Raw genomic sequence first — 21,860 nt, forward strand, 5'->3', positions numbered from 1 at the left:
AACGGATCTCCGATTGATTGCCGGGAAGCTCGTTATGCGTTGTCTGTTGTTCGCCTGTCTGTTGCTTGGCTCACTCCCCTCGTTTGCCCTGGATCGCTTCCAGGTCGAAGGCTACACCCTGCGCAACGGTTTGCAGATGTTGCTCAAGCCTGGCACCGAACGCGGCCATGTGGCGATTCGGCTGGTGGTTGGCGTAGGCCTGGATGATTTCGGTTGCGCCGAGAAAGAACTGCCGCACCTGCTTGAACACTTGCTGTTCAGCGGCATCGACGCCAGCGGTGAAGGCGGCCTGGAGGAGCGCATGCAGGCGCTGGGTGGCGAGTGGAACGCTTTCACCAGCAACGCCGACACCACGTTCGTGATCGAAGCCCCGGCGAAAAACCAGCGCAAGGTGCTCGACCTGCTGCTGGCGCTGCTGACGCAAACCCATTTCGATGACGACGCCATCCACGCCGCCAAGCAAGTGGTCGAGCGTGAAGACGGCGGCCACTACACCCACCTGCAACGCTGGCTGGATCGCCAGGACCTGGGCAATACCGCCAGCAAACAACTGGCCGTGGAGCTGGGCCTCAAATGCCCTGAGCGCGCGGAAGTCGATCACCTGACCCGCGAACAGCTGGAGAACGTGCGCAAGGGCTGGTACGCGCCCAACAACATGACGCTGATCGTCGTCGGCGACCTCGACCGGTTACTGCCGGCCTATCTGGATCGGGCTTATGGCGCGCTGACCGCCATCGACCCGACCGAGCACCCGCCCCTGCCACAAATCCAGGCCAGCGCTGCCCATGAGCGCAACCTGATTCATGGCTTCGTCGGTGGCGGGGCCAAGCTGCACTGGCTGGTACCGGAGCCGGTACTGGACGATCAGCACGACGAAACCTTCGACCTGCTCAAGGATTATCTGGACTGGGCACTCTATCGCCAGCTGCGCCTGGCACACAGCTTGTCCTATGGTCCCTGGGCCGAGCGTGAGGTGTTTGGCGGCGTCGGCTTCATGAGCCTGAATGCCGACCTTGAGCGCGACGACGTGGCCGAAGCGCAAGAGGTGCTGGATGAATTGAAGGCCGGTTTGCTCAAGGACGGTCTCAATGCCGAGACCTTCAACCGCCTCAAACAGGCCGCCATCGCTCGCCAGGCCTGGGCGGTGCAAGGCAACAGTGCACTGGCCGACTACTACTGGAGTGCCTTGGGAGACTACGAAAACGGCCGTTTCGCCAGCCCGGTCAAGGAATTGCAGGCGGTCACGCTGGCGCAAGCCAACAAGGCCATGCGCGAACTGCTCCTGCAACCGGGCTATGTGCGGATCGAAAAGCCGTTGGTGAGTTATGACCAGTTGATGTGGGCGATTGCCGGAGTGCTGGGATTGGTGCTGTTGAGCCTGGCGGCATGGCGTTTTCATCGCAGAAAGTAAGCACTTTTCGCGGATGAGGCGGTAACCTGTCAGGGATTTTTCCTACGACTACTGTGAACCGCCGAATGCCGACCCTGACCCTTATCGTCCAGCGCATCCTCGAACTGATGAAGCGCTACCCCGGGGTCATTGCGCTCGGCGGTTTCATCTCCGGGATCGGTAGCTTCATCCTGGTGGATCGCCAGCAGGGCCTGGCGAGCTGGATCACCACCATCATGCTGATCAGCTGGGTCTGGCTGATGCTGGAAAACAGCCTGACCAAGCTGTTCACCCGAATCTTCAAGCGGGAAATTCCCCAGCCACTGCTGCGCTATGCGACGCAGATGATTCACCAGGAAAGCCTGTTCTTCGTCCTGCCCTTCTTTTTCATCACCACGACGTGGAACAGCGGCCAGTTGTTCTTCACCGGGCTGCTGGGCATCGCGGCGCTGATTTCCATCATCGACCCTCTCTACTACAAGTGGCTGGCGCCCCGGCGTTGGGCGTTCCTGGCGCTGCATACCCTGACCCTGTTCGCCGCCCTGCTCACCGCATTGCCGGTCATCATGCACCTGACGACCTCGCAAAGCTTCAAATGGGCACTGGGCATCGCTGTGCTGTTGTCGTTTCCCAGCCTGGCGTCGATCTTTCCGATCCGTACCGTGCGCAACGCCGTGGCGATCCTGAGTATTACCGTGGGGATCGGCGGTGTCGGCTGGGTGCTGCGTTCGTGGGTGCCACCAGCGACCCTGTGGATGACCGACGTGGCCATCAGCACCCAGATGCAGGACCGCACCCCCGGCGCCAGCCTCGAAGAAGTCAGCGCCGAGCAGATTCGCGGCGGCGGCCTCTATGCCTACACGGCGATCAACGCGCCACGTGGGCTGGATGAGCGGATTTATCACGTCTGGCAATTCAACGGCAAAGAGGTCGATCGCATCCCTCTCGATATCCACGGTGGACGCAAGGAAGGCTACCGGGCCTGGACCCACAAGCAGAACTTCCCTGGCAACCCGGCAGGCAAATGGCAGGTGCGAGTGTTGACCGAAGACGGCCAACTGATCGGTGTGTTGCGCTTCAAGGTGGCAGACAGCACACCGGTCAAAGAAAAGTGAGTCAGTTCGTGTTATTACATAGCTCTGCGTAATAGCCGAAAAAGCACGGAGCTTATGACCAGCAGCACAGTGGCCGGCAATGCCCAATTGGACACCTCGCACTCCCCGCCGCAGATTCGGGTGACGGGAGACTGGACGCTTGCCCATTACGCCGACCTCAAGCACCTGAGCGAAAAGCTCGAAGGCCAATACGACGACAGCACCCGCATCGACCTCAATGGCCTCGGCGCCCTTGATACCGCCGGCGCTTCGCTGTTGGTGGAGCTGCTGGGCTCCGAGCGCCTGGGCCGATCCGCCGAACATCCCGATTGCACCCTCTCCTCCGCCGACCGCGCGTTGTTGCAGACCGTCTATCAGTCACTGACGGACTTCTGCGTGCCGCTCAAGGAGCCGGAAATCAGCGTCGGCATTCAATTGCTGACCCGCATTGGCCGCGCGGTGGACACCGTCTGGCAGGACACCCTGCAGCTGCTGGGGTTCGTCGGCCTGATTCTGGAAACCATCGTTCGTGGGCTGTTCCGTCCCAGCCGCTGGCGCATCACGCCGATGGTGGCGCACATCGAACAGACCGGCCTCGACGCCGCGCCCATCGTTGCCCTGCTGACCTTTCTGGTGGGTGCCGTGGTGGCCTTTCTCGGGGCGACGGTGCTGACCACGTTCGGCGCCAGTGTGTTCACGGTGGACCTGGTGGCGTTTGCCTTCCTGCGCGAATTCGGCGTGCTGCTGACGGCGATCCTGATGGCCGGGCGCACCGCCAGTGCGTTCACCGCACAGATCGGTTCGATGAAGGCCAACGAGGAAATCGACGCCATCCGCACCCTGGGCCTCGACCCGATAGAGTTGCTGGTGGTGCCGCGGGTCTTGGCCCTGCTGGTGGCATTGCCGATGCTGACCTTTTTGGCGATGGTTTCGGGGATTATCGGCGGCGGCGTCGTCTGCGCGGTATCGCTGGATATTTCGCCGGCGATGTTCCTGTCGCTGCTGCAATCGGACATCGGCGTTCAGCACTTTTTGGTGGGGATCGTCAAAGCACCGATCTTCGCGTTTCTGATTGCCGCGATCGGTTGCCTGGAAGGCTTCAAGGTCAGCGGCAGCGCCGAGTCCGTCGGCGCCCACACCACCTCCAGCGTGGTGCAGTCGATTTTCGTGGTGATCGTGCTCGACGCCGTGGCCGCGCTGTTTTTCATGGAGATGAGCTGGTGAGTCGTTTACCCCGAGCGCCCGCCGAGGCGGTGATCGAAGTCCGTGGCCTGTGCAATCGTTTCGGTAGCCAGAGCGTGCACGAAAACCTCGACCTGGATCTGTACAAGGGCGAGATCCTGGCCGTGGTCGGTGGTTCCGGTAGCGGTAAATCAGTGCTGCTGCGCAGCATTGTCGGTTTGCGCCAGCCCAGCGAGGGCGAGGTGAAAGTCTTCGGTAAAAACCTGCCGACCTTACCCGAGCACGAGCGGTCGCTGATCGAACGGCGCTTCGGTGTGCTGTTCCAGAAAGGCGCCCTGTTCTCTTCGTTGACCGTGACCGAGAACGTCGCCCTGCCCCTGATCGAACACGCGGGTTTGAGCCGTGACGATGCCGAGCACCTGGCGGCGGTGAAACTGGCCTTGGCCGGCTTACCGCTGTCGGCGGCGGACAAGTACCCCGCGTCCCTGTCCGGCGGCATGATCAAGCGGGCGGCACTGGCACGAGCCCTGGCGCTGGACCCGGACATCCTGTTTCTCGACGAACCCACCGCCGGTCTCGATCCGATCGGTGCCGCCGCCTTCGATCAACTGATCCTGACCCTGCGTGATGCCCTGGGCCTGAGCGTGTTCCTGGTGACCCACGACCTCGACACCCTCTACACCATCACCGACCGCGTGGCGGTACTGGCGCAGAAGAAAGTGCTGGTGGCCGATGCCATTGATGTCGTCTCGGAAACCGACGACGCGTGGATTCACGAATACTTCCATGGCCCTCGCGGCCGCGCGGCGCTGACGGCCGCTCAACAGCTCAACGAGGTCTGACATGGAAACCCGAGCCCATCATGTATTGATCGGCCTGTTCACCGTGATTGTGGTGACAGGTGCCCTGCTCTTCGGCCTGTGGCTGGCCAAGTCCAGTGTCGACACCGAGTTCAAGGATTACGAGGTCGTGTTCAACGAGGCGGTCAGCGGCCTGTCCAAGGGCAGTTCGGTGCAGTACAGCGGGATCAAGGTCGGCGACGTGGTGTCGCTGCGCCTGGACCCGAAGGACCCGCGCCGGGTGCTGGCGCGGATCCGTCTGGGCGGCGATACCCCGATCAAGGAAGACACCCAGGCCAAGCTGGCGCTGACCGGGGTCACCGGGACATCGATCATCCAGCTCAGCGGCGGCACGCCCCAGAGCCCGACGCTTAAAGGCAAGGACGGCAAACTGCCTACCATTATTGCTTCGCCCTCGCCCATCGCCCGCTTGCTCAATGACAGCAACGACCTGATGGCCGGGGTGAATACCTTGATGCACAACGCCAACCTGATGTTTTCCATGGAAAACATCGAGCGCATCAGCAAGACCCTGGAGCATCTGGAGCAAACCACCGGGGTCATTGCCGACCAGCGCGGCGACATTCGACAGGCCATGCAGCAACTTTCCTCGGTCGGCAAGCAGGCCAGCACCATGATGGAACAGACGTCGGCGTTGATGCGCAACGCCAATGGCTTGCTCAATGATAAGGGCAAACAGATGTTCGGCAGCGCCGAACAGGCCATGAAGTCGCTGGAGCAGAGCACCGCGACGATCAACAAACTGCTGACCACCAATCAGGATTCGCTCAACAGCGGCATGCAGGGGCTCAATGGCCTGGCCCCGGCGGTGCGTGAATTGCGTGAAACCCTCACCTCGTTGCGCGCCATTTCTCAACGCCTGGAATCCAACCCCAGCGGCTACCTGCTGGGCAGTGACAAGAGCAAGGAATTCACCCCATGAAGCTGACCCGCCTCGCCCTCCTCGCCAGCTTCACCCTGATCAGCTCGTGCTCGATCCTGCCCAAGACCGAACCCTTCGAGCTCTACCGATTGCCGTCGGCGCATAGCAGCACATCGGCCAGTCAGGTCACGCCGCAGCGCTGGTCGTTGCGCCTGAACAAACCCCAGGCCAGTGAAGCGTTGAACAGCCCGAACATCGCCGTCATTCCCCAGGGCGACGTGATCAGCAACTACAAGGGTGCACGCTGGAGCGACCCGGCGCCGGTGCTGGTGCGCAATCGCCTGCTCGATGGTTTCCAGCGTGATGGTCGGGTGACGTTGCTCAGTACCGATGACAGCAACTTCCAGGCGGATCTGGAGCTGGGCGGTAGTTTGCAGGCGTTTCAGACCGAGTATCAGGGCACCGGCGCCAGTGTCGTGGTAAGGCTGGATGCTCTGCTGGTGCGCGGGTATGACCAGCGCATCCTTGCCAGTCGCCGCTTTGAGGTGCGCCAGCCATTGAATGATGTGAAGGTGCCCGCCGTTGTCAGCGGATTCGGCCAGGCCAACGATCAACTGACGGCACAGGTGGTGGCTTGGGCGGTGGAGCAAGGGCAGAAAGTCGCGCCCCTGTAGGAGCGAGCTCGCTCGCGATGGTCGTGAACGATAACGCGTAAAACCAGATGGCCCGCAGCGCCCTCTGGTTTTTCGCGAGCAAGCTCGCTCCTACAGGGGGCTTGGTTAGCCGAAGAACCAGTAGCAGACACCAATGGCGCCCAGTACGCCCGCCAATTCCGCCAGCAACGCACACCCCACCGCATGCCGCGCTCGCTGGATACCCACCGCACCGAAGTACACCGCCAGCACATAGAACGTGGTTTCGGTACTGCCCTGAATCGTCGCCGCCACCAGCGCCGGGAAGCTGTCCACACCCGACGTTTTCATCGTTTCGATCAGCATCGCCCGGGCGGCGCTGCCGGAGAAGGGTTTGACCATCGCAGTCGGCAGCGCATCGACAAAGCGCGTGTCCCAACCTGCCCATTCCACCAGGTGACGAATCCCGTCGAGGCCGAAATCCAGGGCGCCGGACGCCCGCAACACGCCCACGGCGCAGAGCATCGCCACCAGGTACGGCAGCAGGTTCTTCGCCACGTCGAAGCCTTCTTTGGCGCCTTCGACGAACGCTTCGTAAACCTTCACTTTGCGCAGCGCGCCGATTACCAAAAACAGCATGATTATCCCGAATAGCGTCAGATTGCCGAGGATCGACGACAAACTGGCGAGTGCAGTGGCAGAAAGCGTTGCCAGCAACGCCATGAAACCACCCAGGATCAAGGCACCGGGAATCATGTACGCCAGCACCACCGGGTCCCAGACGCGCAGGCGTTGCATGAAGGCCACGGCCAGGAAGCCGACGATGGTCGAGCAACTGGTGGCGAGCAGGATCGGCAGGAACACCAGCGTCGGGTCGGGCGCGCCTTGCTGGGCGCGGTACATGAAGATGGTCACCGGCAACAAGGTCAGGGAGGAGGCGTTGAGCACCAGGAACAGGATCTGCGCGTTACTGGCGATCGTATCGCTGGGATTGAGCTCCTGCAGGGCCTTCATGGCCTTGAGGCCGATGGGCGTGGCGGCATTGTCCAGGCCCAGGCCGTTGGCGGCGAAGTTCAGGGTAATCAGGCCGATGGCGGGGTGGCCGGCCGGGACTTCCGGCATCAGGCGCAAAAACAGCGGCCCCAGGGCCTTGGCCAGCCATTCGACGATCCCGGCCTTCTCGGCGATCCGCAGAAAGCCCAGCCACAGGGTGAGGGTGCCAAACAGCAGGACCATGACCTCGACCGACAACTTGGCCATGGCGAATATGCTTTCCACCATCGCCGCGAAGATCCCGGCGTTGCCGCCGATCAGCCATTGCGCCAGCGCCGACACGGCAGCCACGATGAAGAAGCCAAGCCACAGGCCATTAAGCATCAGTCAAATCCCCCAAAAGATGCGCGAATGATAGCGGGGTGGCCAGAAACGACAAACCCCGGATTTCTCCGGGGTTTGTTGGTAGGGCTGGCTCGGATCACTGTAGGAGCCACCACAGGGTTCAGCTATCAGTTACGGGAAGCTTCACCAGCCGGCAGCTTTTCCTTGCTACGCCAGTGCGGCAGGGAGTTCCAGTAGCGCTGGCCCTTGGCGTCGTCGTACATGCCTTCCCAACGCGCGATGACCAGTACGGCCAGGGCGTTGCCGATCACGTTCAGAGCGGTACGCGCCATGTCCATCACACGATCGACACCGGCGATGAATGCCAGGCCTTCGAGCGGGATACCGACGCTGCCCAGGGTGGCCAGCAGCACCACGAAGGACACGCCCGGTACGCCAGCGATGCCTTTGGAGGTGACCATCAGGGTCAGTACCAGCAGCAATTGCTGACTGATCGACAGGTCGATGCCGTACAGCTGGGCAATGAAGATGGCCGCGATGCTCTGGTACAGGGTCGAACCGTCCAGGTTGAACGAGTAGCCGGTCGGCACCACGAAGCTGCAAACGGCTTTTGGCGCGCCGTAGGCTTCCATCTTCTCGATCACACGTGGCAGCACGGTTTCGGAGGAGGCGGTGGAGTAGGCCAGCACCAGCTCATCCTTGAAGATGCGCATCAGCTTGAGCACCGAGAAGCCGAACAGGCGAGCGATCAGGCCCAGTACCACGAAGGCGAAGAAGGCGATGGCGAAATAAACCAGGATGACCAGTTTTGCCAGCGGCAGCAGGGACGCGAAGCCGAAGTTGGCCACGGTCACCGCGATCAGTGCGAACACGCCGATCGGCGCGTAGTTCATGATCATGTGGGTGACCTTGAACATGCTTTCCGATACGCCCTGGAACATCTTCACCAGCGGCTCGCGCAGGTCCGCCTGCAAGCTCGACAAGCCGAGACCGAACAGTACGGAGAAGAAGATGATCGGCAGCATTTCGCCGCGGGCCATGGCCGCGAAGATGTTCGACGGGATCAGGTTGAGGATGGTTTCGATGAACGCGTGTTCATGCTGAACCTCGGCCGCCGTGGCCTGGTACTTGGAAATGTCCACAGTGCCCAGGGTGCTCATGTCGATGCCGGCACCTGGATGGAACAGGTTGGCCAGCAGCAGACCGACCACGATGGCGATGGTGGTGACGATTTCGAAGTAAATGATGGTCTTGAGGCCAATGCGCCCAAGTTTCTTGGCGTCACCGACGCCGGCGATGCCTACGATCAGGGAAGAGATGACGATCGGGATCACGATCATCTTGATCAGACGGATAAAGATATCGCCTGCTGGTTGCAGGACGTTGCTGATCCACCAGGCTTTTTCGGCACTGAAATGGTTGAGCAGCGCACCGATTGCAATCCCCAATACCAGACCGATGAGGATCTGCCAGGCGAGGCTAAGCTTTGCCTTCTTCATATCTTTACCCTTACTTCAGTTTGACTCGAACACATGCATGAGCGGCTTCGCTTGTGGCGAAAATGTCAGTGCACATGTTCCCGTATAAGGAGCCCCGGAGCGCTTGTTAATGGCTCTCTGGCAGGCGAAAAAAGGCGCAACTATTCCGATGCAAGGAAGCGACGTCTAATGCCGTAAACGCCTACCCTATGCCGAATCGGCATGAGGTTTTTTGAGTGAAACGCGCGTCCCAACCGGTTCGAATACGACATATTGGCAGGCATAAGTGCCGTGAACCGGCCATCACAGAGCAGGTTGTGTGTTTTTTGAACAGTGGGGAAGGGTGTCGAAATGAAGGAAAATCGCGAGATTTGCCCAGAGACTTGAGCGCAAAAGAAAGGCGATTTTTCTCGATGTACGGTCGCTCTTGCAGCCTCGAAGACTATTTATTGCTGGTGCTTTGAGCTTCAAGCCCTACGCAAGCCCGTCGAGCCGTGGTTGGCCGGCGAACTTGCGTGGAAGCTTTCCTGACCCGGCCCTCACGCAGGCACTCCCTGTACCCGTAGGTCACTCCGCCCCTGAAGCAGGCAGAACGTCCCGACCCCTTGGTCATGCGCCTGCCTTCCTCGGGTGGCGCAATGGGAAAGAAGCGATGCGCCTCTTTCGCGTCTTCAATTCAGTACCACTGTGGAACTTCGCTTGCCATGGCACGACCGCCCGCCCGGTAGCAGGGCGGCTGCCAATGTCTTTAAAACGCTCATGTTCATCCTCGGCCGCGACGGCCAAAGAAGAAGGAAGCAATGAACATCACCAGGAACACGACAAAGAGAATCTTGGCGATACCCGTGGCGGTGCCCGCGATGCCACCGAAGCCCAGTACTGCAGCAATGATGGCAATGATCAAGAATGTGATTGCCCAGCTCAACATGGTGATTCTCCTTACGCTTCTATTTAGAGGTGTTGCTTTCCCGGCGCGGCGAGCGCACCAAGTCGATGTGCTTAGAACACCCAGCGTTCCTGACGGGACATTTCATCGGCCGGCTGCGCCTGGTCGACGTCCATCATTCGCATCGGGGTGGTATCTACCAAACCGCTGCCTGCCGCGCTGAATTGGGTTTGGGTCGGACGCTCGAACGAAACGCGCGGGGCTTCTGGCTGCTGGCTCTGTTCCCACAGAAGAAACTGTTGACCGGCGATCAAGGTGATCACCAGTGCAAGTACCGCAAACAGGCCTTGCTGAACATGCAGTGGCGAGAGATGCAATTGGGCGGCACGTTGGCGATTCATCCTGAAGCTCCTCCCACGCTGGGGAATTGGGTTGAGGGCATTTGTTGTTGCCCTGCGTTAATCAGGTTATTGCAGCCTGCATGCCAGCTTTTTTTCTTAAAAAAATCGTTTAAAAACAGATAGTTATGCTTATGCGGAGAATGTGGCCCGACGCATCCTGCACGATGAGCCCTCGTGCAGTCGTGCGTAATGCACGACTCCGCGCAAAGACATCGCAATATTTTTGAATTGAGAGGAGGGTGCGGCTGTCAGAAATGGACGCAAGGCATCTCTGATAAGGGGTTTTCTTTCCAGAAAGCGCAATTGCGGGCGCTGCGGCGAGGGAACAGGAGTTAGCTACCCTGCTAAGGCAGGAATGGATCAGAATAAACCATGCAACTTGCCCGATTTTTCCGGGACTAACCAAGATCATTCATTAAGGAGCGTAGGAAAATGGAATCCGCCACTGAGCATCAAGGCCGCATTCTTCTGGTGGATGATGAATCTGCCATCCTGCGAACCTTCCGTTATTGCCTTGAAGATGAAGGCTACAGCGTGGCGACCGCTAACAGCGCTGCGCAAGCGGAAGCCTTGCTGCAGCGTCAGGTCTTCGACCTGTGCTTCCTGGATTTGCGCCTCGGAGAGGACAACGGCCTGGACGTTCTGGCGCAGATGCGCATCCAGGCCCCATGGATGCGCGTGGTGATCGTCACCGCGCATTCGGCCGTAGACACTGCCGTGGATGCGATTCAGGCGGGTGCCGCCGACTATCTGGTCAAGCCGTGCAGCCCCGATCAGTTGCGCCTGGCCACGGCCAAACAGCTGGAAGTGCGGCAATTGTCGGCACGTCTGGAGGCACTGGAAGGTGAGGTACGTAAACCCAAGGACGGCCTGGATTCCCACAGCCCGGCCATGAAAGTCGTGCTCGAGACTGCCCGTCAGGTGGCCACAACCGACGCCAACATCCTGATCCTTGGCGAGTCCGGTACCGGTAAAGGCGAGTTGTCCCAGGCGATTCATGGCTGGAGCAAGCGCTCGAAAAAGTCCTGTATCACCATCAACTGCCCGTCGCTGACGGCCGAACTCATGGAAAGCGAACTGTTCGGGCACAGCCGGGGTGCATTTACCGGCGCCAGCGAAAGCACCCTGGGGCGCGTTAACCAGGCCGATGGCGGCACCTTGTTTCTCGACGAAATCGGCGATTTTCCCTTGGTTTTGCAACCAAAGTTGCTGCGCTTCATTCAAGACAAAGAGTACGAGCGGGTGGGTGACCCGGTCACCCGTCGCGCCGATGTGCGCATCCTTGCGGCTACCAACCAGAATCTCGAAGACATGGTGCGCGACGGCCGTTTCCGCGAGGACCTGCTGTATCGCCTGAATGTCATTACGCTGCACCTGCCGCCATTGCGCGAGCGTCGGGAAGATATTCTTACACTCGCTGACCGGTTTCTGGCCCGTTTCGTCAAGGAATACGCGCGTCCCGCACGGGGTTTCAGTGACGAAGCACGTGAGGCGCTCCTGGGTTACCGCTGGCCCGGGAACATTCGCGAGCTGCGTAACGTGGTGGAGCGCGCGAGCATTATTTGCCCGCAGGAGCGGGTGGAGATCAGCCACCTGGGCATGGCCGAAGCACTGATCAATAACGCCCCGCGTATCGGAGCCCCATTAAGCCTGGATGAGCTGGAAAAGGCCCATATCGGTGCCGTCCTCGCCACCGCGGGTACGCTGGATCAAGCCGCCAAAACCCTGGGGATCGACGCGTCGACGCTGTATCGCAAGCGCAAGCAGTACAACCTGTGAGTTCGCGGCGATGAAGCTGGCGATGAAGTTGCAGACCCGTCTCTTCCTCAGCATTTCTGCGCTGATCACTGTGGCACTGCTTGGGCTGCTGCTCGGTCTTGTCAGTGTGTTGCAGATGGCCGGGAGCCAGGAAGCGTTGGTGCGCAACAACTTCGTCACCCTGGACCTGGGGCTCAAGTTGCGGCAGACGCTGGGCGATCAGTTGCTCGTCATGCTTAGCGAAAACAATGATCCCGCCGCCTTCGAAGCGTCCAGGCAGCGTTACCTTGAGCTGCTGGAGGAAGGTATTGCCCAGGAGCCGCCGGGTGAAAACCTCGGCTTCAAAAAGGCCAAAGCCGACTATTTGAGCTTCATTGGTGCGTATGAAGTGTCCGCTGACCCCCGGCGCGTACTCAGCGGCAACGATGAGCTGACCGAAAAATTCAATCTGCTGCGCAATGGCTTGATTGCCGAACACAAGCGGGCGCTGGATGACATCAGCACCGTTGAACGCAAGGCCCGTGAGCGTGCGCTGCTGATCGCCGGGCTGCTTGGCCTGGTCGGGCTGGCGGTGTTGGTCATCGGCTTCATCACCGCGCATGCCATCGCCCGGCGTTTCGGTGAGCCCATCGAGGCTCTCGCGCAGGCGGCGGATAATATTGGCCAGGGAAATTTCGACGTCACGCTGCCGGTGTCCTCGGCCGTGGAGCTGAATCAGCTGACCCGGCGATTCGGGATCATGGCCGAGGCGCTGCGCGAACATCAGGCCACCAACGTCGATGAGTTGCTGGCGGGACAGCAGCGGTTGCAGGCGGTGCTCGACGGCATCGACGATGGCTTGCTGATGATCGATCGCCAGGGGCACCTGGAGCATCTCAACCCGGTAGCGCAACGTCAGCTGGGATGGGACACCGATCGACTCGGGCGGGGCTTGGGTGAGGCGCTGGAGCATCCCGAGCTCGATGAACAATTGCAGCTGGTACTGCGTGGCGGCACGTTGGAGCGTATGCCGGATGACCTGAGTATCGAGGTCGATGGCGAGACGCGGTTGCTGACTTATAGCCTGACGCCGGTCATCCATACCCAGGGGCATATCCTCGGCGCGGTGATGGTGCTGCACGATGTGACTGAACAACGAGCCTTTGAACGGGTGCGTAGTGAGTTCGTCTTGCGCGCCTCCCATGAACTGCGCACACCCGTTACCGGCATGCACATGGCATTCGGCCTGTTTCGCGAGCGCGCGCATTTCCCGCCAGAGTCCCGGGAAGCGGACCTGCTGGACACGGTAAACGAAGAAATGCAGCGGCTCATGCAGCTGATCAACGACCTGCTGAATTTCTCCCGCTACCAGAACGGCTTGCAAAAACTCACCCTGGCGCCGTGTTCCATCGAGGATTTGCTGGAGCAGGCGCAAATTCGTTTCACTGACGGCGCACAGGAGAAGGGCGTCGAGCTGTTGGTGGAAGTCCAAGGATCCTTGCCACGGCTGCAAGCCGATCAGCCGCAACTGGACCGGGTGCTCGACAATCTGATCGATAACGCGCTGCGCCATACCGCCAGCGGCGGACTGATACGTTTACAAGCCAGGCGCCATGGGGACAGGGTCATCATCAGCGTCGAAGATAACGGTGAAGGCATCGCCTATGGGCAACAGGGTCGGATCTTCGAGCCCTTCGTCCAGGTCGGTCGCAAGAAAGGCGGGGCCGGGCTCGGTCTGGCGCTGTGCAAGGAAATCGTGCAGTTGCATGGTGGACGCATGGGCGTTTACTCGCGACCGGGGCAGGGAACTCAGTTCTATATGACGTTGACCGTGTAAGCGCTTTTACGCTTCGTCATCCAGGCGTCGACCGGCCAGTCGGCGGCCTCGGGTTATCAGCTCAATGAACTGCACCGCACTCAGTGCATGAGCGAACAGCCAGCCCTGGCCGAACCTCACCCCCTCACTGCTCAGGAGCGCCGCCTGGGCTTCATGTTCGATACCCTCGGCAATCACCTTCAAATGCAGTGACTGGGCCATGTGAATGATATGCGGCGCCACACCGCTGCTCGCCGCGTCATGGCCGAGCGCATCGATGAAAGCCTTGTCGATCTTCAGGCAATCCACCGGCAGGGTTTGCAGGTAGGCGAGGCTGCAGTAGCCGGTGCCAAAGTCATCGATCAGTACCTGATGCCCGACATCCCGCAAGGCTTGCAGGTTTTCCCGGGCCACCACCACATCGATCAATCCGCGTTCGGTGACTTCGAAGGCAATCTGCTTGGCCGCGACCCGGTGCAGGGTCAACAAGCGAGCCATCACTTGGCCGATCCGCGGGACCATGACATCGCAGGCCGCCAGGTTGACCGAGATGTACAGCTGCGGATTGGCCCGCAGCAGTTGCCCCAACTGCTCAAGCAGGCGTTGCAGGACAAAGTCGGTCATCTGGCGGATCTGCCCGGTGTTCTCGGCCATCGGGATGAACAGGTCGGGACTGGTCAGGGTGCCATCTGGCCGTCGCCAGCGCAGCAAGGCCTCAGCCCCGACGCAATTGCGGCTGTCGAGGTCAAAGATCGGCTGATACAGCACCTGCAACTCACCCCGGCGGATGGCGCCCGTCAGCTCCGCGTCCAGTGACTGGCGCTGGCGCACCAGCAAAAACACCAGGAAGCCTACGCACAGTGCCAATAGCAGGCAGGCGGGCAGCAACCACCACCACACGGGCGGTATATGGGTGCCACTGCGCGGGCTGATCAGCACCAGTTGGTATTCCGGGTTGTCGGTGGGCATGCGGTAAATCAACTTGGTCTGGGTGACTTGCAGCGCATCGCGGGTTTTCGGGGGCCAATGGCCGGTTGGTGGCCAGGCTTGCGCAACGCCCAGTACCGGAATCGCCCGGGTGCCATGGTCAAGAACCACCAGCAGGCTGCTTCCCGGCGAAAGGTCGACCATGTCGGTCAGATGGCCGCGAGACGTCGCGACCCGGAAATTGCCGCGTCCGAGCATCAGCGCGGCACGGTTTTCATCGGGCTCGGTGGTGGTGTTCAACCAGTAACTGTAGGTGGGGCCCTGGATGTCCGGTGGGCGTATCAGGGACAAGCCTTCCTGGCGGGGACGGTTGGAACAGATTCGCGAGGCGTCCATGTAGGCCGCCTCATAGACGAAGCGATAATTGAAGCTGACCTGCTGCAGGGTCGCGATCATGTCGTCATCGCAGCTACGTAGCGGCTGGGCTTCGAGGTCATCAAGGCTTTCGCGCAACTGCCCGAACAGTTGCTCCAGCCGAGCGAGAAATCGTTCACCCTGGGCGTTCATTTCCCAGCTTTCGTTTTGCTCAACCTGGTGCACGGCGACAAAGTAGCTGCCGGCCATCATCAACGTCGCGCTCAAGACAGCAGCCAGCATCGCCAGAAACCAAGGGCGATAGAACCAGCTGCTAAGTGTCTCTCGAGCAACAGTCATTATGGAATATCCGACGGATTACCAATGAGTTATAGCTGCTATTTGAGAAATGCGCTGACCGTCGGGCGATCGTCATTATTTTGTCTGATTTAAAACCTGAAGCAGCGCTGCCGTTTGTGCGTCCGGCGTACCGTCAAAACGCGACGGGCGGAAATGCATCTGGAAGGCCGCCAGTACATGGCGGGTAGCAACATCCAGTTCGCCGGTTTGCGGCGTGTCATAACCGACGCGTGCCAGTTGTGCCTGGAACCAGCTGATGCTCGGTAGCTGTGTTTCGAACCGGGGTTGCTGGCGGGCTACGGCTTGCTCGTTCGGCCATATTCCTATCCCTTGTTCAGCCAGGCGCTTCCAGGGAAACAGAGGCCCCGGATCAAGCTTGCGCAAGGGCGCGATGTCGCTATGGCCGACAATACTGCGAGGGCTGATTGCGTAGCGCTGGCTGATGTCCTTGAGCAGGACGATCAGGGACTCGACCTGCGCTTCGGAGTAGGGGTACCACAGGCGCCCGGTCGGGGTGTCCTTGAAGCCCGGATTGACGATTTCAATGCCGATGGAACTGGAGTTCATCCACGTCCTGCCTTGCCATTGGCTTTCCCCGGCGTGCCAGGCCCGCAGGTTTTCATCCATCAGCTTGTAGATGGTCGCCTTTTTGTCGTCGCCGATCAGGTAGTGGCTGCTGACTTCGCCATGGGTCAGCAGTTGCAGCGAGCGCTCCAGCGATGCATTGGTGTAGTGGAGCACGACGAACTGAATACGACTGTCGTGATTGGGCGAAGCATGGCGAGTGTCGTAGCGCGGACCACTGGCGCAGCCGGCCAGCAGGATCAGCGACACGATGAGAGCAAGATATTTCATGGAGGGAAGCCAACACGCTAGAGACAGTAATGCAACAGTGTAACGTACTGTCTTGCGCGTGTTGGGTCATCGCAACGATTTGAACTAAATGGAGCGACAAAGCGCTCAGCCCATCTCCACCCGGTTGCGCCCGGCATTTTTTGCACGGTAAAGCGCCTGATCAGCTCTTTTAAGCACCACATCGCCATGCTCACCGGGCCTGAACGCCGCCAGTCCTATGGAGAGGGTGACGGTCACCGGTTCACCCCTGAAGTGAAAAGGGCAGGCTTCGATGGCGGCGCGCAGGGTTTCCAGGAATTTCATGCCGTTTGCCGGGACTGTGGATGGCATCAGCAGGACAAATTCCTCGCCACCAAACCGCGCAATGAAATCCGTCGTGCGCAGGCGCTTGCGCAGCACACTGGCAATGATTTTCAAGACTTTGTCGCCCGCCAGGTGCCCGTAATTATCATTGATGCGCTTGAAGTGATCGAGGTCGAGCATGGCCAGCATCAACGTATTGCCGTGCTGCTGCCATTGGCCGATCTCATACTCAAGGCGCTCGCTCCAGGCCGCGCGGTTGGGCAGGCCGGTCAGCGGGTCGATCAAGGCTTTCTGGCGTTGCTCTTCCAGGTGCTCACGAAAGCCCTGGGCTTCCTGTTCCATGTGCGCAACTCGTTCGGCCAGGCCTTGAAGGCGGGCCGCCACCTCCTGCTCGCGCTCGTCGCGCTGCTGGCGGTGCTGGTCCATGGTGCCGAGCAAACCTTCCAGATGGTTTTCCAGCACGTGCTTGAGATCATTCAGGTCGGCTGCTTCCTGCATGCTGCTCTGCATGCCGTCGACTTGTTCGCGAATCTGCGTGTCCATCGCATGGGCGGCGGATCGGCTGTCGGCATGCCCGGCGCTGGCGGCCAGCAAGTTGCTCTGGAACGATTCCAGGCGTTCGTTGAGCCCCTGCAGATAGGCTTCGAACTCGTGTTGGCCACCGTCGGAGATTGCCAGCATTAAAGTCGCAAGATCGTCGAGAATCGGCAGCAACTCGTACCAGTTCAAGCCATTTTTCAGGCGCTCACGCATTGAGTCGGCTTGTGGACGGTGCCGCTCGGGTACCGTCAGGTCGTCAAGCAAGCCCAACAAGGTGTCTTCGATGTGTTTGGCCACCGAGCTGTAAGACGGTTCGGGCGAGTCGGGCAGGGCGTAGAGCATGTCCTGCTCGGGTTGATGCGGATCGATGGCAGCCAGGACCTGGGCCATGGGCGAGGGCAGCGGCAGGGTGTCGAGCGGCACCACCGGGCTCAATTCGTCGGGATTGACTGCCGGTTCAGCCAGGATGGTGGGTGCAACAACAGGTGCAGGCTGTATCTCGAAGTGCTGAGTATCGGCTTCGGCCATGACTTGCGCAGGCCGGGCTGGAGCTTGCTGCGGCTCCAGGGCTGGCGCAATAGCAGCAGGTTGGGTTGCATCCGGAATGTCGCGGAGTATCTGAGGTATGGTCTCGGCAATGACCGACGGGGTCGCGACCATGGGCGCCAGAACGGGTTCGCCCATCTGCGCTACAAGCGTTTGTTCTGTGGGGGCGGTTGTATCTTCCGCATCGCGATGACCGAACAACCGCTGCAACAAACCCGGGCGTTCGGGTTCCGTCGGGCTCTCCAGCTGACTCAGGGCCTTGCCTTGCAGTCCGCTCAGTTCGCCCAGCAGCAACGGGATCTCGCGCGCCTGGCTGACGCGACTGTCCAGTTGCTTGGCGAAGTGCTTGAGGGGACGACTCACTTCCCGGGGCAGCGGCAATGTTTGCAGCTGCGTGACCAGGGCATTGAGTGCGGCGCTGGTTTGGTTGACCCGGGTCTCCCGTCGCTGCTCGGAGTCGAGTACGGCTTTTTCCAGGCGTGGTAGCAGGGCGGCGAGACCGGCGTCCATGTCGTCGGTGCGCACGACTTCGCGCATCTCCTTCATGCATTGGTCAACGGCGCGGTCGGTGCCTTCCGCTGCCAGCGTGCTGCGCACCAGACCCCGGCGCAGCAGGTCGAGCCGGGCATCCCAGCGACGTTCGAGCTTTTCCTGTTGTTCGATGCTTTGCAGGTACTTCTCTTTCCAGCGCTGTGCTTCGTCGCTCATTCATGGGATCCGCGGGGGGCAGGACTCAACGCGGGCAATGCATCGGCCGTGAGCGAACCCGGCAGACGAATCTCTACCGCGACCGGCAGGTGATCGGAAATGGGTTGTGCCAGCACCTCGACCTTTTCAAGGGTCAGGCTCGGGCTCAGTAGAATATGGTCCAGGCAGCGCTGCGGGCGCCAGCTGGGGAACGTTGCTTCCATTTGCGGGGCCAGCAGCCCAAGGTCGCGCAATGGGGAGTGTTGCAGCAGGTCACTGGCGTGGGTGTTCATATCACCCATCAGCACCTGGTGTTTGTAACCGCCGATGACTTCGCGGATGTAAGCCAGTTGCAGGCTGCGGGCACGAGCGCCCAGTGCCAAGTGCATCATGACCACCACCAACGCTTCCGGGCCTTCGCCGAAGCGCACCAGAATCGCTCCGCGACCCTTCGGCCCTGGCAGAGGATGGTCCTCGATCGCCCACGGCCGCAGGCGACTGAGCACACCGTTGCTGTGCTGGCCCAGGCGACCGAGATTGCGATTGAGTTGCTGATACCAGTAAGGAAAGGCGCCGAGCTGGGCCAGGTGTTCGACCTGGTTGACGTAGCCTGATCGCAGGCTGCCGCCATCGGCTTCCTGGAGGGCGACCAGGTCGAAGTCGCCCAGCAGGTTGCCGATCTTTTGCAGATTGTCGGCACGCCCGGTGTGCGGCAACAGATGTTGCCAGCCCCGGGTCAGATAATGCCGATACCGCTCGGTGCTGATACCGACCTGGATATTGAAGCTGAGCAAGCGCAGACGGCTGTCTGCGGGCAGGCCCGTCGATTCCAGGTGATGCTCGTTGACCCGCGGATCATGCAGGCCAACGATGCGTTCGGTTCCCCAGCGGCGCATGGCAGGCGCCTCTTAGTTGGCGGCAGCCTTGTTAGCCGCTCGCTCCTGGTCGACCAGTTTATCGGCCAGTTGCAGGGCTTGTTCGGCACCGCCGGCAGAACCTACGTCAAAACGATACTTGCCGTTGACGATCATGGTTGGAACCCCGGTGATTTCATATTTTTTCGCCAGCTCGCGCGCCTTGTTGATCTGGCCCTTGATGGCGAAGGAGTCAAACGTGGCCAGGAACTTGTCCTTGTCGACGCCCTGGGTGGCCAGGAAGTCCGCCATGTCATTCTTGTCGGTCAGCTTCTTGTGTTCTTTCTGAATGGCTTCGAACACTGCGGCGTGGACCTTGTGCTCGACACCCATGGCTTCGAGGGTCAGGAACATCTGGCCGTGTGCATCCCATGGACCGCCGAACATGGCTGGAATGCGTACGAAGTTCACGTCGGAAGGCAGCTTTTCAACCCATGGGTTGATCACGGGTTCGAAGGCGTAGCAGTGCGGGCAACCGTACCAGAACAGCTCCACCACTTCGATCTTGCCAGGCACGGCGACCGGCACCGGATTGCTCAGCTCGACATAAGGTGCGGCGGGGGTTTCAGCGGCTTGGGCAGTCATGCCGAACAGGCTGGCAGCGGCAAAAACGGCGCTGATGATCAGATTACGCATGCTTTACTCCTGGACAATTTTTTCGCCTCGCGGGACCTGATTTCAGACAGGTCATGGCGGGCCTGAGTTCTGTAGTGTAACGGCAGCGGCCACAAAAAAGGGCGGCCAAAGCCACCCTTTTTATACTTGCTGTGACGGATTAATCGAGCGTTAACGTTGCAAGGGTTCTATGCCTTGCGCTACGCCCGATGTATCGGTCTTAGTGCAGGCCCTGGATGTAGCTGGACACTGCGGCGATGTCTTCGTCGCTCAGCTTTTTGGCAATACTCTGCATTGGTTTGGTATCGCCGTCGTTATTGCGACCGCCTTCTTCCTTGCGGAAATCGGTCAGTTGCTTGGCGACATATTGAGCGTGCTGGCCGCCTAGATGCGGGAAGCCGGCGGCTGCGTTGCCTGCGCCGTTTGGCGAGTGGCAGCCGGTGCAAGATGGCAGGCCCTTGGCCAGGTCGCCACCGCGGAACAGCGCTTCACCGCGAGACACGACTTTCGGGTCGGCGGCGCCGACGCTGCCCTTCTGGCTGGCGAAGTAGGCGGCGATGTCCGCCAGATCCTGGTCGCTCAGGTTGGTCAGCAGGCCAGTCATTTCCAGAACGGTGCGCTTGCCCGACTTGATGTCGTGCAGCTGCTTGGTCAGGTAGCGTTCACCTTGGCCGGCCAGTTTTGGAAAGTTAGGCGCCATGCTGTTGCCATCCGGGCCATGACAGGCGCCACATACGGCGGCTTTTGCCTGGCCTGCGGCGGCGTCACCAGGTTTGACTGGCTCACCTGCAGCATGGGCAATGCCGGAGATCCCCACGGTCAACAGCAGACTCACGATCAATTTGTTCATCAGCTAATCCAACTACGGCTAAGGGTTAAGTTATGGACCGGGTTTACTCGCTCATCCAGTGGATGATGGCTTGGTAATCCTCGGCACTGCAGTCCATGCACAAACCACGCGGCGGCATCGCCTTGAAACCCTGGGTCACGTGTTGCACCAGCGTCTCCATACCTTTCGCCAACCTCGGCGTCCAAGCTTCCTGATCGCCCTTGCGGGGCGCCATGGGTAGTTGGCCGGAATGACAGGCACCACAAACACGGTTGTACACAGTTTCCGGATCCTGTGTAGCCTGAGCGCTGTAAAGCGGCATCAAGACTCCGGCAACTAGCAGCCATTTCGTCATAAAACGACCTTTTCAGGGTTGAGAGCGATCTGCGTTCTAGTGCGCAATCAAGGTCTGTCGCTCTCGTGAACTTCATCCTGCGTCGGGACAAAGCGCACACAAAATCTGCGGCATTATATACTGGCGTCACTGAAACGGAAGCGACACTGCTTGCCGCGCCCATTCCTGGCGCCGCCCACATCGGAAATCCCATGCAACTCAAGAATCCCATCCTCGGTCTGTGCCAACAGTCCACCTTCATGCTCAGCGCCGCCAAAGTCGACCAATGTCCGGATGACGAGGGCTTCGAAGTCGCCTTCGCCGGGCGTTCCAACGCCGGCAAGTCCAGTGCTCTGAACACCCTGACCCATGCCAGCCTGGCGCGCACCTCGAAAACCCCGGGGCGCACGCAACTGTTGAACTTCTTCAAGCTAGACGATGAACGCCGTCTGGTCGACCTGCCGGGCTACGGTTATGCAAAAGTACCGATCCCGCTTAAGCAACACTGGCAGCGTCACCTGGAAGCCTACCTGGGTGGTCGCGAGAGTTTGAAAGGTCTGATCCTGATGATGGACATCCGTCACCCGATGACCGACTTCGACCTGTTGATGCTCGATTGGGCCGTTGCGGCTGGCATGCCGATGCACATCTTGCTGACCAAGGCGGACAAGCTGACCTACGGCGCGGCCAAGAACACGCTGCTCAAGGTGCAGTCGGAAATTCGCAAGGGTTGGGGCGATGCGGTGACGATCCAGCTGTTTTCGGCCCCGAAGCGCATGGGCCTGGAAGACGCCTACACTGTATTGGCAGGCTGGATGGAACTGGCGGACAAGGGCGCTGACGAAGTAACTGTGTAAGCGTGAAAAAGTTGTCTGGGGAGCGGTCAGGCCAGCGCGGCATGATCGCACCAGTCAGTTTTT

20 protein-coding genes are annotated in these 21,860 nt (G+C 60.2%); 9 read left to right on the forward strand and 11 right to left on the reverse strand.

All coding sequences use genetic code 11. From position 1 onward, the window contains the following. Positions 1 to 34 precede the first annotated feature (34 nt). The 6 genes from OH720_RS00160 to OH720_RS00185 all read left to right on the forward strand — a co-directional run bounded on the left by OH720_RS00160 (position 35) and on the right by OH720_RS00185 (position 6,062). Positions 35 to 1,411, forward strand: a complete 1,377-nt coding sequence (locus OH720_RS00160; RefSeq protein WP_272604108.1) for a M16 family metallopeptidase — start codon at positions 35 to 37, stop codon at positions 1,409 to 1,411. A 65-nt stretch (positions 1,412 to 1,476) separates the two neighbouring features. After that, complete coding sequence (locus OH720_RS00165) at positions 1,477 to 2,505, forward strand: DUF5924 family protein (protein WP_272604109.1); 1,029 nt, start codon at positions 1,477 to 1,479, stop codon at positions 2,503 to 2,505. A gap of 54 nt (positions 2,506 to 2,559) precedes the next feature. Further along, the gene (locus OH720_RS00170; RefSeq protein ID WP_272604110.1) at positions 2,560 to 3,708 is read left to right on the forward strand and encodes an ABC transporter permease; all 1,149 of its coding nucleotides are present in this window, start codon (positions 2,560 to 2,562) and stop codon (positions 3,706 to 3,708) included. Continuing rightward, complete coding sequence (locus tag OH720_RS00175; RefSeq protein WP_008064682.1) at positions 3,705 to 4,508, forward strand: ABC transporter ATP-binding protein; 804 nt, start codon at positions 3,705 to 3,707, stop codon at positions 4,506 to 4,508. Before OH720_RS00170 ends, OH720_RS00175 begins: the two co-directional genes overlap by 4 nt. 1 nt (position 4,509) lies before the next feature. Beyond that, a complete protein-coding gene (locus tag OH720_RS00180) occupies positions 4,510 to 5,448 on the forward strand; it encodes an MlaD family protein (protein WP_272604111.1) in 939 nt (312 codons plus the stop codon). Then, a complete protein-coding gene (locus tag OH720_RS00185) occupies positions 5,445 to 6,062 on the forward strand; it encodes an ABC-type transport auxiliary lipoprotein family protein (RefSeq protein WP_272604112.1) in 618 nt (205 codons plus the stop codon). The genes OH720_RS00180 and OH720_RS00185 overlap by 4 nt, the downstream gene beginning before the upstream one ends. Positions 6,063 to 6,167: 105 nt before the next feature. Here OH720_RS00185 and OH720_RS00190 read toward each other — a convergent pair whose 3' ends face one another. From OH720_RS00190 to OH720_RS00205, 4 genes are all read right to left on the reverse strand, one after another. Beyond that, positions 6,168 to 7,397 carry a nucleoside recognition domain-containing protein gene (locus OH720_RS00190; protein WP_008064687.1) on the reverse strand — a complete coding sequence of 410 codons (1,230 nt, stop codon included), beginning with the start codon at positions 7,395 to 7,397 and terminating at the stop codon, positions 6,168 to 6,170. Between the two features lie 128 nt (positions 7,398 to 7,525). Continuing rightward, on the reverse strand, positions 7,526 to 8,857 hold the full coding sequence (gene gltP, locus OH720_RS00195; protein ID WP_272604113.1) for a glutamate/aspartate:proton symporter GltP: 1,332 nt from the start codon (positions 8,855 to 8,857) through the stop codon (positions 7,526 to 7,528). 742 nt (positions 8,858 to 9,599) lie between these two features. Beyond that, on the reverse strand, positions 9,600 to 9,764 hold the full coding sequence (locus OH720_RS00200) for a DUF1328 domain-containing protein (protein ID WP_003177151.1): 165 nt from the start codon (positions 9,762 to 9,764) through the stop codon (positions 9,600 to 9,602). 71 nt (positions 9,765 to 9,835) lie between these two features. Next, positions 9,836 to 10,123 carry a hypothetical protein gene (locus OH720_RS00205; RefSeq protein WP_272604114.1) on the reverse strand — a complete coding sequence of 96 codons (288 nt, stop codon included), beginning with the start codon at positions 10,121 to 10,123 and terminating at the stop codon, positions 9,836 to 9,838. A 432-nt stretch (positions 10,124 to 10,555) separates the two neighbouring features. On the opposite strand from OH720_RS00205, the gene algB reads away from it, so the two are divergent. After that, complete coding sequence (gene algB, locus OH720_RS00210; protein ID WP_272604115.1) at positions 10,556 to 11,902, forward strand: sigma-54-dependent response regulator transcription factor AlgB; 1,347 nt, start codon at positions 10,556 to 10,558, stop codon at positions 11,900 to 11,902. A 10-nt stretch (positions 11,903 to 11,912) separates the two neighbouring features. Continuing rightward, on the forward strand, positions 11,913 to 13,697 hold the full coding sequence (locus OH720_RS00215; protein WP_272604116.1) for a KinB sensor domain-containing domain: 1,785 nt from the start codon (positions 11,913 to 11,915) through the stop codon (positions 13,695 to 13,697). 6 nt (positions 13,698 to 13,703) lie between these two features. Here the strand turns inward: OH720_RS00215 and OH720_RS00220 are convergent, their stop codons facing one another. From OH720_RS00220 to OH720_RS00250, 7 genes are all read right to left on the reverse strand, one after another. Further along, a complete protein-coding gene (locus OH720_RS00220; protein ID WP_272604117.1) occupies positions 13,704 to 15,317 on the reverse strand; it encodes an EAL domain-containing protein in 1,614 nt (537 codons plus the stop codon). A gap of 75 nt (positions 15,318 to 15,392) precedes the next feature. Further along, positions 15,393 to 16,172, reverse strand: a complete 780-nt coding sequence (locus OH720_RS00225) for an N-acetylmuramoyl-L-alanine amidase (RefSeq protein WP_272604118.1) — start codon at positions 16,170 to 16,172, stop codon at positions 15,393 to 15,395. A gap of 105 nt (positions 16,173 to 16,277) precedes the next feature. Then, entirely contained in the window at positions 16,278 to 18,269 is a 1,992-nt protein-coding gene (locus OH720_RS00230; RefSeq protein ID WP_272604119.1) for a GGDEF domain-containing protein, read from the reverse strand. Next, positions 18,266 to 19,144: an endonuclease/exonuclease/phosphatase family protein gene (locus OH720_RS00235; RefSeq protein WP_272604120.1), complete on the reverse strand. Its 879-nt coding sequence runs from the start codon at positions 19,142 to 19,144 to the stop codon at positions 18,266 to 18,268. Before OH720_RS00235 ends, OH720_RS00230 begins: the two co-directional genes overlap by 4 nt. Positions 19,145 to 19,156: 12 nt before the next feature. Next, on the reverse strand, positions 19,157 to 19,798 hold the full coding sequence (locus OH720_RS00240) for a thiol:disulfide interchange protein DsbA/DsbL (RefSeq protein WP_008064697.1): 642 nt from the start codon (positions 19,796 to 19,798) through the stop codon (positions 19,157 to 19,159). A 199-nt stretch (positions 19,799 to 19,997) separates the two neighbouring features. Then, on the reverse strand, positions 19,998 to 20,627 hold the full coding sequence (locus OH720_RS00245) for a c-type cytochrome (RefSeq protein ID WP_272604121.1): 630 nt from the start codon (positions 20,625 to 20,627) through the stop codon (positions 19,998 to 20,000). Positions 20,628 to 20,670: 43 nt separating this feature from the next. Continuing rightward, a complete protein-coding gene (locus OH720_RS00250) occupies positions 20,671 to 20,961 on the reverse strand; it encodes a c-type cytochrome (RefSeq protein ID WP_272604122.1) in 291 nt (96 codons plus the stop codon). 191 nt (positions 20,962 to 21,152) lie between these two features. Here OH720_RS00250 and yihA point away from each other — a divergent pair, with 191 nt between their 5' ends. Further along, positions 21,153 to 21,797, forward strand: a complete 645-nt coding sequence (gene yihA, locus OH720_RS00255) for a ribosome biogenesis GTP-binding protein YihA/YsxC (protein ID WP_008064701.1) — start codon at positions 21,153 to 21,155, stop codon at positions 21,795 to 21,797. The last annotated feature ends 63 nt before the right edge of the window (positions 21,798 to 21,860 follow it).

It is taken from the genome of Pseudomonas sp. WJP1, from assembly GCF_028471945.1.
Classification (GTDB): Bacteria; Pseudomonadota; Gammaproteobacteria; order Pseudomonadales; family Pseudomonadaceae; genus Aquipseudomonas.